This window comes from Rhodococcus sp. RDE2 (assembly GCF_020885655.1).
Classification (GTDB): Bacteria; Actinomycetota; Actinomycetes; order Mycobacteriales; family Mycobacteriaceae; genus Rhodococcus; species Rhodococcus pyridinivorans.
Map to the genome: position 1 here is coordinate 4,399,989 of NZ_AP025186.1, position 14,769 is coordinate 4,414,757.

Sequence of the window (14,769 nt, forward strand, 5' to 3'; positions counted from 1 at the left end):
CGGTGGACCCGCAGGAGCGAAAGCGGCAGATACTCGACCGGTCGGCGGAGATCTTCGCCCGCAAGGGGGTCACCGCCACAACCATCCGCGAAATCGCCGACGCGGTCGGTGTCTACTCCGGAGCGCTCTACCACTACTTCCCATCCAAGGAAGCGATCGTCACCGAGCTCATTCGCGAATACATCACCGACCTCAACGAACGATGCCGCGAGGTGCTCGCTCGGTCGCTACCGCCGGTCGAGCGACTCGAGGCCTTCACACAGATCGCGCTGGAGACCTCCGAGGACTATCACGGCGCGACCTCCATCTGGCGACGCGAAGGCGAGTACATGCGCGAGCGCGTCGTCGAGGCCGACATGGTCTCCTCGGCCGACGCCATGCAGGTCGCGTGGCGAGAGGCCATCCGCGACGGCATCGCCGAAGGCGTCTTCCGTACCGACATCGATCCCGAGACGTTCCGGGAACTTATCTACGACGCGGTCTGGCACGCCTCCCGCTGGTACCGGCCCGGACCGGACCGCACCCTCGCCGATCTCTCGCGCACCATCGTGTCGTTGTTCGTCGACGGGTTCCGCCGACGCGACGAGTGATCCGTCCCGCCGGGTGCGGCGGGACGGATCATCGGATCACTCCGCCGAACCTGCGAGGTTCCCCTCGACCTCCTTGTGCCACGACTCGAGCGCACGGGAGGTGTCCACCTCGAACTCGAAACGCTGCGTCATGTCCGGCGTGACGTCCTCGAGGTCGACGTAGAACTGGTTGTACCAGCGACGCAGCTGGTAGACCGGACCGTCCTCCTCGGTGAGGAGCGGATTCTCGATGCGGGACTTGTGCTTCCAGATCTCGATGTCCTGGGCGAACTGCTCCTCGAGACCGTCGGTGAACATCGTCGCCATCTCGGCGGCCTGCTCCTCGGACATGCCCTCGATCTTCTTGACGATCGTGCCGAACTGCAGCACGAACGAGTTGTTCGTGACCGGGTAGTGGCAGTTGATCAGCTTCGACTCGATGGTCGTGCCTTCGGAGACCGTGTAGATCGTATCGAGCATGAAGGACGGACCGTAGTAGAAAGCATCCGAGATGGTCTGCGCCTCCGGCAGATCCATCTGCACACCGGTCTTGATGTCGTCGCGCCCGTAGGAGCGCATGTGCTGGCCGGCGATGTGCCCGTCGAAGACGTTCTTGAAGTACTCGGGCATCTGGAAGTGCACATAGAAGAAGTGCGCCATGTCGACGACGTTGTCGACGATCTCCCGGCAGTGCGACCCCTCGACGTGGATGGTCGTCCACGTCCAGTCGCTCCACTGACCGTCCTCGTAGCCCTCGATCTCGGGGATCGCGAGTTCGGGAGTGGGCTCACTACCCTGCGGGCAGTGCCAGACGAACAGAACACCGTTGCGCTCCATCGTCGTCCATGCTTTGGTGCGGCCGAGCTTCGGGGTACGCCGCGCGTACGGCACGGCCTCGCAACGGCCCTGTCCGTTCCAGCGCCAGTCGTGGAACGGACAGGCGATGGTGTCGCCCTTGATCTCACCGCGCGCGAGGTTCCCGCCCATGTGCCGACAGAAGGCGTCGAGCACGTGCAACTTTCCGGCCGTGTCGGCGAAGACCACCAGGTCGGTGCCGAACACCTTGACCTGGTGCGGCTTTCCGTCGCGGAAGTCCTTCGCGAGGCCGATGCAATGCCATCCGCGTGCGAAACGGGTGGGGTTGGTACCTGGATCGATGTTGCGGATCTCGATCCGCTCCTGAGGGACGGTCATGTTTTCTCCTGCGCTGACGAGAGGTGAAGGGGCTGACGAGGGTCGAACGCGAACGACGGTCACCGGGCCGGGGCGACCGTCTCCGTGGAAGCGAGAGGAGCGATCGCAGGATCGATCCGGTTCCCGGTCCGGATCACACCGTCGGCCACCGCCTCGTCCACGGCGCGATCGAGCGCCTCGCACCGCATCACGTAGGCACCCGGACCCGCGGTGGCGATCTCTCGGCACGACTGCCGGGCCTCGTCGGACCATTGGATGCTGGTATGAGCTGGGCTGTACTTCGCGACGAGCACGCGAGCGCCGCAGGTGTGACAGGCGAGCGACTGCATTGTTGCCGGTTCCCTTCCTCGGATGAGCCGAGACTAGGAACCGCGATGTGTGCGGCGACACAGCTTTTCAGCCCAGCGGGACAAACGAAGTTCTATCGAACGCCCGGCGACTTCTCGTCGCGCGGTGAAACGGGGCTCGCTCGGCGTGTTGCAGGGGCGAGCTTCGTTTCAGCGCGTCAGCTTGGGGTGAGGCGGGGGATGCGTACACGGAAGGTAGAGCCGACACCTTTCTCGGACTCCACCTCCACCTTCCCGCCGTGCGCCGCGACCAGCGCAGCGACGATCGACAGGCCCAGACCACTCCCACCCGACGCGCGGGTGCGGGAGGCGTCGGCGCGGTAGAAGCGTTCGAAGACGCGCTCGCGGTCGTCGGGATCGAGACCGGGGCCGGTGTCGGCGACTTCCAAGATCGCATCGGAGTCCGAGGTACCCACCCGCACCGTGACATCGGCGTCTGGTGGGGTGTGGGTCAGGGCGTTTGTGACGAGATTGCTCAACACCTGACGCAGACGGGCGTCGTCGCCGAGAACCTCGGGAGTGCCTGGGCCGTCGATGATGTCGAGGGTAATGGTCCGTTCAGGTGCGACGGCGCGCGCGTTGTGCACCGCGTCGGCGGCGACCGCGAGCAGATCCACCGGGGAACGGTCGAGCGGACGTTGTTCGTCGAGTCGCGCAAGCATCAGCAGGTCTTCGACGAGCAGACCCATACGGCGGGCCTCGCGTTCGATGCGGTCCATGAGCATGACGGTGTCGGTACTCGCGCCCTGCCGGTACAACTCGGCGAAACCGCGGATGGTGGTGAGCGGAGTTCGGAGTTCGTGGCTGGCATCGGCGACGAAGCGACGCATCTTCTCCTCCGAGCGTCGCGCCGACTCCTCGGATGCTGCGGTTGCTGCGAAGGCTGATTCGATCCTGCCGAGCATCGCGTTGAAGGTCACCGACAACCGGCCGATCTCGGTTCGGGGATCGCCCTCGGGCACCCGCTCGCTGAGGTCGCCTTCAGCGATCGCGGCGGCGGTGCGCTCGACCTCGTCGAGCGGACGCAGGCTCATACGCACGACGACACCGCCGCCCACCGCCAGCACGACCAGCACGACGGCACCGATCACCGTCTGCAGCACGACGAGTCTGTCCACCGTCTCCTCGGACTCGGCCAGGCTCATCCCGACCGTGGTCACGACACCCGACGTGTTCTCGGTGCTCATCACCCGCCAGTGCGGACCGTCGTCGCCCACGGATCCGACGGTGACGGGCCTGCCCGTCGGTTCCTCAGGCACATCGGGTGCGGTCGACTCGTCGTTGACGACGAACAGCACTTGTCCGTCGGCGTCGACGACCTGCACGTAGAAGGGGCTCGGTGGTCGCCGGGAGGTGGGGGTGTCCAGCGGTGGCGTCGGTGGCGGCTTGTCGGGTCGCGCCCAGGTCCGTGCGGCCTCCTCGAGGTCCCGGTCGACGCGCGACAGCAGAGAGTTCTGCAGAGCCGAGGTGACGGCAACACCCGACGCGAGCAGACCGATGCCGGCCAGGAGCACCAGGGCGGCCACCAGCGTCCAACGGAGTGGCAGCGCCCGCAGCCGGTTCATGTGCGGGGTTCCCGCATCACGTAGCCCACCCCGCGAACGGTGTGGATGAGAGGGACGTCGCCGATGTCCACCTTGCGTCGCAGATACGACACGTACGACTCGACAACCCCGACCTCACCGCCGAAGTCGTAGTTCCACACGTGCTCGAGGATGCGGGGTTTGCTCAGCACCGTCCCGGCGTTGAGCATGAAGTACCGCAGCAGCGTGAACTCGGTCGGCGACAGCGACACGGGCTTGCCGGCCTTGAACACCTCGTGGGTGTCTTCGTCGAGTTCGAGGTCGGCGAAGGTGATGCGGGAGCTGCGTTCGGTCTCGGACACCTTGCCGGCGCGGCGCAGGATCGTGCGCAGCCGGGCGATGACCTCTTCGAGGCTGAACGGTTTGGTGACGTAGTCGTCGGCGCCGAGCGTCAGGCCCGCGACCTTGTCCTCCACCGCGTCTTTCGCGGTCAGGAACAGCACGGGCGCGTCGATGCCGTCGGCGCGCAGGCGGCGCAGCAGGCCCATGCCGTCCATCCCGGGCATCATCACGTCGAGGATCACTGCGTCGGGCCGGAAGCGTCGCGCCTTGTCCAGTCCTTCGGCGCCGTTGCTCGCGGTCTCCACCTCGAAGCCCTGGAACTTCAGGCTCACGGACAGCAGTTCGACGATGCTCGGCTCGTCGTCGACGACGAGCACGCGCGCTTCGGGAATCCGGTCGGTCACGACTTCGATTGTCGCGGGTAGGGCTGGCACCGCGCTCGAGATTTCCTGGCAGGTTCCTGTGAGCTTTCCGATTGTCAGGAAGTTGCCAGGAGAACTCCACGGAACCTCGAGATCACGAGTGTGTGATGTGGGGGTGAACAACGGCTATCAGCAGACCGCGAGCAGACTGCACGCGTTCAACCGGTACGAGATCAAGTATTTCGTCGACGAGATGAAGGTGCCCGAACTACGGCGCGAGCTCGCCGCCCGGATGGACACCGATCCGTACTCCCCACACGGGGGCTATCCGGTGACGTCGCTGTACTACGACACCCCGGATCTGCGGTTCTACTGGGAGAAGATCGAAGGCTTGAAGTTCCGCCGCAAGGTACGCATGCGGCTGTACGGCGACCCGGCCGCATGCACCGACGACTCTCCCGTGCAGGTCGAGATCAAGCAGCGCGTCAACCGGGTGACCCAGAAGCGTCGCACTGCCCTCCCGTACGGCGTCGCCCTGCGATGGCTGAACGGACGCGAGGACATCGAGTGCGACGACTCGCAGCGGCCGTTCGTCGACGAGGTCTCCGGTCTCGTGGGGAATCTGGATCTGCGACCGATCGTGACCACCGGCTATCTGCGCGAGGCGTTCGTCGGACGCGACGCCGACCTCGGCCTGCGCGTGACGATCGACCACAAGGTGCACGGCCGCGACCGCGACTTCCACTTCGCGTCCGGCGCAGAGAACCGCTTCATCATCCCGCCGAAGCTGGCCGTCGTAGAGCTCAAGGCCAACGAGCGGGTGCCCTACTGGGCGACCGATTTGACGGCCCGGCTGGACATGTCGGTGATCCGGGTGTCGAAGTACTGCCAGTCGGTCGAGGCGTTCGGGCTCGCACCCCGGTCCCGTTTCGGTGCACCGGAACTGGTGTCGCCGGACGGCTCCGACGCGCGGGTACCCACCGATCTTCTGTCCACCGAACCGATTCCGGCTCGCTGACCTTCCCTTCTCCGAAACAAGGACGGATATGAACTTCGATTTCCAAGATCTCAGTGGCACGTTCACGACCTTCGACATCGTGGTGTCGCTGGCGTTGTCGTTCGTGCTGTCGAGCGTCATTGCGTGGGTCTACCGCTACACGCACAAGAACGTCTCCTACAGCCAGTCCTACGTGCAGACGCTGGTGCTGGTCGGCATGGTCATCGCGCTCATCATGCTGGTGGTCGGATCGAACATCGCCCGGGCGTTCGCTCTCGTCGGCGCGCTCTCGGTGGTGCGATTCCGCAACGCCATCAAAGAAACTCGCGATGTCGGGTTCATCTTCCTGGTGATGGCCATCGGCATGACCACCGGTACCCGCTTCTACGTGCTCGCCATCGCAGCGACCGTCGCGATCTGCCTCGTACTGCTGATCATGAACAAGTTCAACTGGTTCACGCTCGACGTGCAGCGTCAGGTGGTCAAGGTGCAGGTGCCGCCGGAGCCGGCCTACACCAGCACCGTCGAGGACATTCTCATCAAGCACTGCAGTGAATACGAGTTGGTGTCCACCGAATCCGTCCGCGCCGGCGCTCTGGTGGAGCTGTACTACACGGCGCAGCTGAAGAAGGGCACGAGCTCGAACGACCTGATCGCGGCACTGAGCGCCGTCAATGCCGGCCAGCGGGTGAGCGTCCTGACCGGATACGACCAGACCGACCTGTGATGACTGCACCCACCCCGCGGCGCCGTCTGCGGCACCGGATACCGACCTCGCTGCGGCGGCACTGGAAACTGCCGGTGGCGTTCATCGCGTTCGTCGCGATCGTGGCCACGGCCTTCGGAGCGACACGCGTGCGGCCCTACATCACAGGCGACCCGACGATCATCTCCTCGGAGATCACCGAGAACGTCGCCGGCACAGTCGATCTGTTCGACACCTCCGCCACACACGAGTTGTCGCTCGAGATCGGCGACGCCGAGTACGACGACATGATCTCCGCATACGAGAAGGACGGCGACAAGGAGTGGGTGGTCGCCGATGTGGTCATCGACGGCACCCACATCGACGACGTGGGTGTGCGCCTGAAGGGCAACTCGACGCTGCGCGGCCTGCAGGGCGAGGGTTTCGATCAGGCGCAAGGCCCGCCCGGGATGGAGGGCACGGTTCAGGTGGATCCGGAGGATCCGACCTCGTTGCCCTTGCTGATCCGTTTCGACGAGTACGTCGACGGTCGCGCGTATCAGGGCATGACAGAACTGTCGGTGCGGCCCGGCTCGCCGGTGATCAACGAGGCGATGGCGTTGTCGCTCACCGCCGAGACCGATCAACCGACCCAGCGGTACGCGTACACGGTGTACTCGGTCGACGACAGCGCCACCGCGACACGACTGGTGCTCGAGCATCCCGATGAGCAGTACGCCAACTCGCTGTTCGACTCCCCCGGCTATCTCTACAAGGCCGATGCGTCGTCGCGGTTCGAGTACGTCGGCGACGACCAGTCGGACTACGCCGACCAGTTCGAGGAGATCAATGCCGCCGACTCCGGGACGCTGCAACCCATCATCAGCTTCCTGAAGTGGATGGACTCGGCCGACGACGCAGAATTCGACGCGCACCTCGCCGACTGGGTCGACGTCGAGTCCTTCGCTCGGTACGTCGCCACACAGAACCTGCTCGTCAACTTCGACGACATGGCCGGACCCGGTCAGAACTACTACCTCTGGTACGACCTCGACACGAAGAAGCTCTCGGTGGTCTCGTGGGATCTGAACATGGCCATGCAGGGTGATACTTCCGCCGGCCCGGACGACTCCATCTCCATGATGGGCGGCATGGGACAGGGCGGTCGCCCGCAGGGCATGGTGGGCGCCGCGCCACCGGAGGGGATGCCTCAGGCCATGCCACCTGGAATGCCTGGAGGCGAGAGTCGCGGACCAGGCGGCGGCAATACCTTGAAGACCCGTTTCCTCGACTCCGACGCCTTCACGGAGATCTACCACCGGGTATATCAGGAGCTGTCCGAACAGATCTACGGCAACGGTCTGGCACTCAAGGTGCTCGACGCGGTGGCGGCGTCGGTGCCGACCTCCGACGGCCTCACTGCCGAGGCGCTGCAGGAGAGCGTCGACTCGATGCGCTCCTGGATCGGGGAACGTACGCAGGCACAAGTTCAGTGGATTCAGCCCCGCTGAGCGAGGTCGGATCCACCGAAGTTACGGATACTGTCGGGCCCATGACTTCCGAAGAAATCCTGCTCGTCGAGCAGCGCGATTCCGTCCGCATTCTCACCTTCAACCGCCCGGAGGCGCGGAATGCGCTGAGCTCGGCGCTCATCGATGCCCTGCGCACCGAGATCGCTGCAGCGGAGGCGGACGACGAGACGAACGTCGTGGTCCTTACCGGCACCGACCCGGCCTTCTGCGCCGGACTCGACCTGCAGGAACTCGGGGAAGGTGGAGGCAACCTGTCGCTGGTGTCCGGCGCCGACCTCCCCGTCGGTCATCCGTGGAAGCCCATCTCCAAGCCGATCATCGGCGCGGTGAACGGCGCCGCCATCACCGGTGGTCTCGAAATGGCACTCGCGTGCGACTTCCTCATCGCGTCCGAGCGCGCCCGCTTCGCCGACACCCACGCGCGAGTCGGCGTCCTGCCGGGTTGGGGACTCACCCAGCGCCTGCCCGCGGCGGTGGGTCCGGGCTTCGCGCGTCGCATGAGCCTGTCCGGCAACTTCGTGGGTGCCGAGGAGGCGCTGCGTGCGGGTCTGGTGACGCAGGTCGTCGCGCATGACGAACTGCTCGGCACGGCCGTGGAGGTCGCGCGGACGATCGCCGGCAACGACCAATCCGGTATGCGGGCGTTGCTCGCGTCGTACCGTCAGGCCGAGGAGCATGTCGTCGAACCGGCCCTACGGGTTGAGCAGCAGACCTCGGAAGAGTGGATGCGGGAGTTCTCGCCGTCGCGGGTCGCCGAGCGACGGGCTGCGGTGATCGAACGCGGAAAGTCCCAGAACGTCGTGAATCCCAAGTCCTGAAACGCCCATGATCAAAGGGCATTTCGGTCTAATCGGACACTTTTATCACAGAAATATAACAACTAGTGACGGCAGGTAACAGGCTTTGAGGCCTTCGCGAAGTATGGGACGGAAGTGAATTGATCTTGCGGATCCATTCACTTCCCGCGCCCGTTCGCGGACGTGCCCATCCACAACAACATGGAGGTATTCCTATGCTGCTCGGATCTCTCGCACTGACCCTCGGTGGACTGCTCGCCGCCCTCGGCATCATTCTCTGACAGCCGGACCGATCGACTCCGCGCCCGCACCACCCCCTGCGTGCGGGCGCGGTTCGGTCCATTCGGACGGATCCACTTCCGGAGTCCGGAAAACTGTTTCCTCGTCACACTTTTCGGACATCTTCTTCTCGAGTTCGTCCTTCTCGCGCTGCGCCATCTCAGGGTCGACGTCCTCACCCGGGACGGGTCCGGGATCTGTAGCCGGCGCGCCCTGACCGGGATCGGCCGCGTCGATCTCGTTGGAGCCGGTGTGCTTGATCGGGAGAAACGGTTCCATGCTTGCCATGAATACGGATTCCCGACACCGATGCGCGCAAGCCACTACTCCGGCAACGGAACGTTCTGCAGTCGCAGCTGACCGCGAGCGAGGACCTTGCCGGTCGTGGTGTCGGTGATGATCACCAGCCACAGTTGCTGAGCCCTCCCCTGCTGCAACGGTTCTGCCGTGACCGACGCGCGGCATCCCGTCGTCGAACGCAGGAAGTCGGTCGAGTTGTCGACGCCGACTGTGGCGCTTCGGTCGAAGCGGTCGTGCAATGCGCCCACGGCCACGGTCCGCTGCGGCCGAGCGAGTCGCAGACTCGGCCGGGTCCGACCGCGCGAAAACTCCCCGAGGGCACGAAAACATAACGAAGTGAATTTTCGGTCCGCGGCAGTGTTTCGCACCGAGGCGGCGGGTACTCCTCGGTCAGCGTCCCGGTGCGGACGCAGTCCGGATAACCGAACGACAGGAGGAACACATATGCACTTCGGATCTCTTGCGCTCCTCGGCGGACTGCCTGCGAAACCGGGCATCGCCCACTGAGCCAGCGCACACCGCGTCCGCATCCGTCATGGGTGCGGACGCGGTCGTATGTGCGATGAATTTCTCGGGCGGCGCGGGTCGGTATGGTCACCGACCCCAGAAGGAGCCGACATGCCCGAATTCGTCACCCACTCGATCGACGTCCCTGGCGCGACTCTCGTCTACGACGTCCGCACCGTCCCCGGCGACGCCACCTCGCTGCTGCTCGCCGGATCCCCGATGGACGCGAGCGACTTCACGAGCCTCGCCTCCTTCTTCGACGACCGGACGGTGATCACCTACGACCCGCGCGGCACGGGCCGCGGTACGCGCACCGACACGTCGATGCAGTCCACTCCCGCTCTGCACGCCGACGACCTGCACCGGATCCTCGTCGAACTCGATCTCGGTCCCGTCGACGTCTTCGCCAGCAGCGGCGGCGCGGTCAACGCGCTCGAACTCGTCTCGCGCCATCCCGAGCAGGTGCGCACGCTGGTCGCGCACGAACCGCCGATCGTCGAGCTGCTGCCCGATCGCATCAGGGCCGAGGCGGTGCGCGACGACATCCGCGACACCTATCAGCGCAGCGGCCTCGGACCGGCCATGGCGAAGTTCATCGCCCTGGTCGGCTACGAAGGTGAACTGACCTCCGACTATCTCGACCGGCCCGCTCCGAGCCCGTCCGACTTCGGACTGCCCAGCGAGGACGACGGGACCCGCGACGACGTGCTGCTGGGTCAGAACTGGATGTCGTGCACGGGCTACCACCCCGATCTCGACGCTCTCGCGAACGCGTCCACGCGCATCGTCGTCGCAGGTGGTCGCGAGTCGGTACGCCAGCTGTGCGGCCGCGCCTCGGCAGCGCTCGCCGACCGGCTCGGCACAACTCCGACGCTGTTCCCCGGCGATCACGGTGGCTTCATGGGTGCCTCAGAGGGTATGCCCGGCGATCCTGGAGCTTTCGCCGCCGCGCTCCGCGACGTGCTCCAACCGAGCCGCGTGTAATCCGTCCGATCGTCGAGTTCATGGGCTACACCCAGCCCTGGTATTCGGTGCGCGACCTAGACGAACCCGTGGTCGGAGCGATGGTGCCGCGCGCCGTGGCCGCGTCTTCGTCTACATCCCGAAGAGCGGGTACGTCGGCATCGGAGTCGTCACCGTGATGTCGTTCTTCGAGAGTGCTCACAACAGGGATGGGTGACAGCAGAAGCTTGTTCGCACGATCACTCCGTGTCGCGCAGCGCGCTCCTGCATTCGAGTCGGCGCCGATCGGCCAGGTGGGCGTCGCGCAGCACTTCGAGCAGACGCGGCGTGGTCCGATCGCCGGGTTCGACGACCGCGACCCATCCCAGTGAGCCGTAGAGCGGATGAGGGATGAAGACGTCGGCCTCGGCGAAGTCGATCGTCGAGGGGTCGACGGACCGGGGTGGGTAGCCGAGCAACTCGGTGAACAGCTGCGTCCCCGCATGCACGTTCATGCGCCATCGGCCCGGCTCGTCGAGGCGTGAATCCCCATCGTTCGGATAGTTCTTCGTCACGATCGTCGCGTAGGGCTGCCGATTGTGCGGGATCTCGCCGTCCGGGGCGTAGTAGAAGAAATGGTCGCCCCACGAAATCTCGGGGAGCCCACTCCCATCCTGTGGTGCGAGCTCGAGGACACCGCTGAAGCTTCTGATCTGCGCGAGGATCTGTTCCATGGTCATACTTCGAGTGTCACCTCGAAGTGCTTATGGAGGGTTCGAGCAGTGGAGCACACGATGACGACGGGGCGCCTGGCCGCAGCCACCGGATACTCCGTGCAGCAGGTGCGCGATCTCGAACGCCTCGGAGTGATTCCTTCCGCCGTACGAATGCCCAACAGCTATCGCAGATTCGGTCCCGAACACGTCACGGCCCTGCGCGCGTACCGCGCACTGGCTGTCGCGGTGGGTCCCGTCGAGGCGCGCAGGGTCATGCACGATGTGCAGGTCCTCCCCTACGACGAGGCACTCGCCCGTGTCGTCGAACTCCACAGTGGGCTCGCGCGGGCACGCGCCGAGAGTCTCACCGCGCTCCGCGCACTCGACACCATCGTCGACGAGGCCGCCCACGACGCGCCTCCACTACCCGGCGACGCCATGAGCATCACCGAGCTGGCGAACGCCATCGGAGTGCGATCGTCCACCCTGAGGTTCTGGGAGAAGGAGGGATTGGTCGCGCCCGAACGGATCGACCGTAACGCTGCGCGGTGCTACTCCCCCGCCGCGGCGCGGGATGCGCGGATCGTTGCCGCACTACGCGCGGGTGGCTACCGCATCCCGGCGGTCCGGGCGGTGATGGCAGCGATCGGAACCGACAATGACACCGATACTGCTAGGGACGCACTCCATGAGCGCCTGCACACCATCGCAGTGCAGTCCGAAACGTTGCTGCGAGCCGGTGCAGACATCGCGAACCTGATCGAGAACCGGACTCCGCGCTCGTCTAACTCGAATCCGAAGAGTGCAACCGCCACGGCACACTCGTCACCATCACCCCGGGCTGGAACAGCAGACGACTCTCGAGTCGCAGCGCGCTCTGATTGTGGAGCAGATTCTCCCACCAGTGCCCCACGACGTATTCGGGGATGAAGACGGTGACCACGTCGCGCGGCGAGTTGCCGCGCACCCGCCTGACGTAGTCGAGTACCGGTCGCGTGATCTCCCGGTACGGCGATTCCAGCACCTTCAACGGAATCGTGATGTCGCTGGCTTCCCATTCGCGCACGAGAGCGCGGGTGTCCTCCTCGTCGACGTCGACGGTGATCGCTTCGAGGGTGTCGGGGTGGGTGGCCGAGGCGTACGCGAGCGCGCGACGTGTCGGGTGGTGCAGCTTGGCCACGAGCACGATCGAATACGTGCGGCTGGGCAGCAGACCGTCCCATTTGCCGGCGTCGAGTTCGGCCGCCACACGTCGGTAGTGGTGGTTGACGGCCCGCATCGTCACGAAGACGATCACCATGGCGAGGATCGCGATCCACGCGCCGGCGAGGAATTTCGTGATGAGCACGATGATCAGGACGGTCCCCGTCATCGCCAGACCCACACCGTTGACGACGCGCGAACGCTGCATTCTCCGGCGGTGACGCGAGTCGGTTTCGGTGGCCAACAGCCGCGTCCAGTGACGAACCATTCCGGTCTGGCTCAACGGGAAGGAGACGAACACTCCGACGATGTAGAGCTGGATGAGATGGGTGACCTCGGCGTCGAACACCCATACCAGCACGATCGCTCCGAGAGCCAGGAAGACGATGCCGTTGCTGAACGCGAGCCGATCGCCCCGGGTGCGCAGCTGGGTCGGCAGGTGTTTGTCCTGCGCGAGTACCGACGCGAGAACCGGGAAACCGGTGAAGACCGTCTCGGCGACCTGCGCGATCAGTGTCTTCTGGTGATAGTCGGCCGGTGCCCCGCTCAACTGTGTCGCGGGATCTGCGGCGACGACGACCCCCAGTCGCTCGGCGAGGACGATGATGCCCATCAGCAGCGTGATCGCGATGGCGCCCAGCAGGAGCAGGGTGGTGGCAGCGTTGTGCGATTTCGGTTTCCGGAAGGCCGGCACCCCGTTGCTGATGGCCTCCACTCCCGTCAGGGCCGCACATCCCGACGAGAACGCGCGGGCGAGGAGGAAGGCGAAGGCCAGCCCGGCCAGGTGGGATTGTTCGGCGGCGAGTTCGTAGTGCGACGACTCGGCGCGCAGAGGGACGTCGGACACGACGAGACGCACGAAGCCCCAGACGAGCATCACCCCGACACAGAACATGAAGGCGTAGGTGGGCACGGCGAAAGCTGTTCCGGCTTCGCGGAGTCCGCGCAGATTGACCGCGGTGAGGAGTGTGATCGCGGTGATGGCGAACAGCACTTTGTGGTGTTCGACGAAGGGGACGGCCGACCCGATGTTCTGGGCGGCCGACGAGATCGACACGGCGACCGTCAGCACGTAGTCGACGATCAGCGCGCTGCCCACCGTCAGGCCGGCGATCGCACCGAGGTTCTTCGTCGCCACCTCGTAGTCGCCGCCCCCCGACGGATAGGCATGCACGTTCTGCCGGTAGCTCGCGACCACTACGACGAGGACGACGGCGACCGCGAGACCGATCCACCCGGAGAATGCGTAGGCGGACAGGCCCGCCACCGACAACACGAGGAAGATCTCCTCCGGCGCATACCCGCGCACGCAGAAGCGAACGGTACGCTCGTATTACGCCGCTCGCCAGAGGTGCAGACCGGGCGAATTTCACCCCGCCGATCACCCATCGGCGAGGTTGGCAGGTGACACAATCGTCGATAGCGTAGAGACGTTGTTGCTCCTCGCAACAAACCGTGCCGCGTCTCCTCCCCTTTTCGGCTCGGCACGGACGGACCCCGTCGGCCCCTCCCCTCGTTGAGCCGACGGGGTTCTCTCATCGATTCCCCCCATGCGGTGGCTCATACATTTTCGTACAGAGCGGTCCGTCTGGCGGATCTGCGGCGATCCCGTACAGCGGCAGCAGAACTTGACTCGTCCACAGTGCGCGCGGTCGACTACTTTCTTTCACCACGCTCACGATCCGGAGAACCCTGATGACCGATTCCATCCTCGAGCTCTACGTCAACGACGGATTGTCCGACGAGGAAATCGATCAGCAGAGGGCCACCTACGGTCCGCTCACCGGAGACGTGCGCGAGCTGATCCAACTCGCACTGCAGACGCGTGTGGATGCCGACGACGTCGCGCGGGCGCGGGAACATCTCGCAGCCGCGCGCGAGATCCTCGAACGCGACCGGGAGGACGGCCCGTACGGCACCCGGTTCAACGATTCGGGCCGATTCCGTAACTGGGGAAACGCCGCAATAGGCTTGCGCAACGCGATCGCCCCGATCGGCGGCATCCACGAGGACGACGACGGACGCGTGTGGACGGACATCCACCTCGGTCCCGTCTACGAGGGGCCGGCCGGGCACGTGCACGGCGGGGTCTCCGCACTGCTGCTCGACCAGATCCTCGGCGACGCCGCGCGCATCTCGGGATATCCAGGGATGACGGGCACGCTCGCCATCCGCTACCGCAAGCGCATTCCCCTCGGCGCTCTGCGCGTGGAGGCGAAACTCGACCGCGTCGAGGGACGTAAGGCGTTCGTCGTGGGGCACATCGCCGACGCGGAGGGGATCTGCGTGGAAGCGGAAGGCATCTTCATCGCTCCGGTGTGGATGGTTCAGCAGCGTGACTCGTTCGCGGAGATACCGAGACCCGAATAGGCTCACAACGCCCATGGTCGACCATCAGGGTTGTAAGCCTCACCTGTGCGTTGTGAACCTCCGGACGCCGGAGCCGACGATCAGGTGCTCGCCCTGACGACCGT

14 protein-coding genes and 2 pseudogenes are annotated in these 14,769 nt (G+C 65.3%); 8 read left to right on the top strand and 8 right to left on the bottom strand.

The annotated features are described in order from the left end of the window. Positions 1–2 precede the first annotated feature (2 nt). A complete protein-coding gene (locus tag LPH33_RS20370) occupies positions 3–590 on the top strand; it encodes a TetR/AcrR family transcriptional regulator (protein ID WP_064060351.1) in 588 nt (195 codons plus the stop codon). Between the two features lie 36 nt (positions 591–626). On the opposite strand, the gene LPH33_RS20375 is transcribed toward LPH33_RS20370, so the two are convergent. From LPH33_RS20375 to LPH33_RS20390, 4 genes are all read right to left on the bottom strand, one after another. Continuing rightward, positions 627–1,763: a Rieske 2Fe-2S domain-containing protein gene (locus LPH33_RS20375; protein ID WP_064060350.1), complete on the bottom strand. Its 1,137-nt coding sequence runs from the start codon at positions 1,761–1,763 to the stop codon at positions 627–629. A 59-nt stretch (positions 1,764–1,822) separates the two neighbouring features. Then, a complete protein-coding gene (locus LPH33_RS20380; protein WP_194699532.1) occupies positions 1,823–2,092 on the bottom strand; it encodes a hypothetical protein in 270 nt (89 codons plus the stop codon). A 176-nt stretch (positions 2,093–2,268) separates the two neighbouring features. Further along, complete coding sequence (locus LPH33_RS20385; protein WP_229565697.1) at positions 2,269–3,675, bottom strand: sensor histidine kinase; 1,407 nt, start codon at positions 3,673–3,675, stop codon at positions 2,269–2,271. Beyond that, the gene (locus LPH33_RS20390; RefSeq protein WP_024101966.1) at positions 3,672–4,379 is read right to left on the bottom strand and encodes a response regulator transcription factor; all 708 of its coding nucleotides are present in this window, start codon (positions 4,377–4,379) and stop codon (positions 3,672–3,674) included. The genes LPH33_RS20385 and LPH33_RS20390 overlap by 4 nt, the downstream gene beginning before the upstream one ends. A gap of 133 nt (positions 4,380–4,512) precedes the next feature. Here LPH33_RS20390 and LPH33_RS20395 point away from each other — a divergent pair, with 133 nt between their 5' ends. Genes LPH33_RS20395 through LPH33_RS20410 form a run of 4 tightly spaced genes read left to right on the top strand, consistent with a single transcriptional unit; the run spans position 4,513 to position 8,369 of the window. Continuing rightward, complete coding sequence (locus LPH33_RS20395) at positions 4,513–5,355, top strand: polyphosphate polymerase domain-containing protein (protein ID WP_019290963.1); 843 nt, start codon at positions 4,513–4,515, stop codon at positions 5,353–5,355. A gap of 28 nt (positions 5,356–5,383) precedes the next feature. After that, on the top strand, positions 5,384–6,061 hold the full coding sequence (locus tag LPH33_RS20400; protein ID WP_006553093.1) for a DUF4956 domain-containing protein: 678 nt from the start codon (positions 5,384–5,386) through the stop codon (positions 6,059–6,061). Continuing rightward, on the top strand, positions 6,061–7,530 hold the full coding sequence (locus LPH33_RS20405) for a CotH kinase family protein (protein WP_229565698.1): 1,470 nt from the start codon (positions 6,061–6,063) through the stop codon (positions 7,528–7,530). The genes LPH33_RS20400 and LPH33_RS20405 overlap by 1 nt, the downstream gene beginning before the upstream one ends. 41 nt (positions 7,531–7,571) lie before the next feature. Then, positions 7,572–8,369 carry an enoyl-CoA hydratase gene (locus LPH33_RS20410; RefSeq protein ID WP_229565699.1) on the top strand — a complete coding sequence of 266 codons (798 nt, stop codon included), beginning with the start codon at positions 7,572–7,574 and terminating at the stop codon, positions 8,367–8,369. Between the two features lie 249 nt (positions 8,370–8,618). On the opposite strand, the gene LPH33_RS20415 is transcribed toward LPH33_RS20410, so the two are convergent. Continuing rightward, entirely contained in the window at positions 8,619–8,906 is a 288-nt protein-coding gene (locus LPH33_RS20415; protein ID WP_219129463.1) for a hypothetical protein, read from the bottom strand. 44 nt (positions 8,907–8,950) lie between these two features. Continuing rightward, positions 8,951–9,136: pseudogene (locus LPH33_RS20420) on the bottom strand (PaaI family thioesterase); the annotation flags it as partial. A 409-nt stretch (positions 9,137–9,545) separates the two neighbouring features. On the opposite strand from LPH33_RS20420, the gene LPH33_RS20425 reads away from it, so the two are divergent. Further along, complete coding sequence (locus LPH33_RS20425) at positions 9,546–10,418, top strand: alpha/beta fold hydrolase (protein WP_229565700.1); 873 nt, start codon at positions 9,546–9,548, stop codon at positions 10,416–10,418. Between the two features lie 218 nt (positions 10,419–10,636). Here LPH33_RS20425 and LPH33_RS20430 read toward each other — a convergent pair whose 3' ends face one another. Then, entirely contained in the window at positions 10,637–11,116 is a 480-nt protein-coding gene (locus LPH33_RS20430; protein WP_229565701.1) for a DUF6194 family protein, read from the bottom strand. 54 nt (positions 11,117–11,170) lie between these two features. On the opposite strand from LPH33_RS20430, the pseudogene LPH33_RS20435 reads away from it, so the two are divergent. Further along, positions 11,171–11,725: pseudogene (locus LPH33_RS20435) on the top strand (MerR family transcriptional regulator); the annotation flags it as partial. Positions 11,726–11,876: 151 nt separating this feature from the next. On the opposite strand, the gene LPH33_RS20440 reads toward LPH33_RS20435, so the two are convergent. Next, entirely contained in the window at positions 11,877–13,604 is a 1,728-nt protein-coding gene (locus LPH33_RS20440; RefSeq protein WP_229565702.1) for an APC family permease, read from the bottom strand. 386 nt (positions 13,605–13,990) lie between these two features. Here LPH33_RS20440 and LPH33_RS20445 point away from each other — a divergent pair, with 386 nt between their 5' ends. Then, on the top strand, positions 13,991–14,665 hold the full coding sequence (locus LPH33_RS20445; RefSeq protein ID WP_229565704.1) for a PaaI family thioesterase: 675 nt from the start codon (positions 13,991–13,993) through the stop codon (positions 14,663–14,665). Positions 14,666–14,769 lie beyond the last annotated feature (104 nt).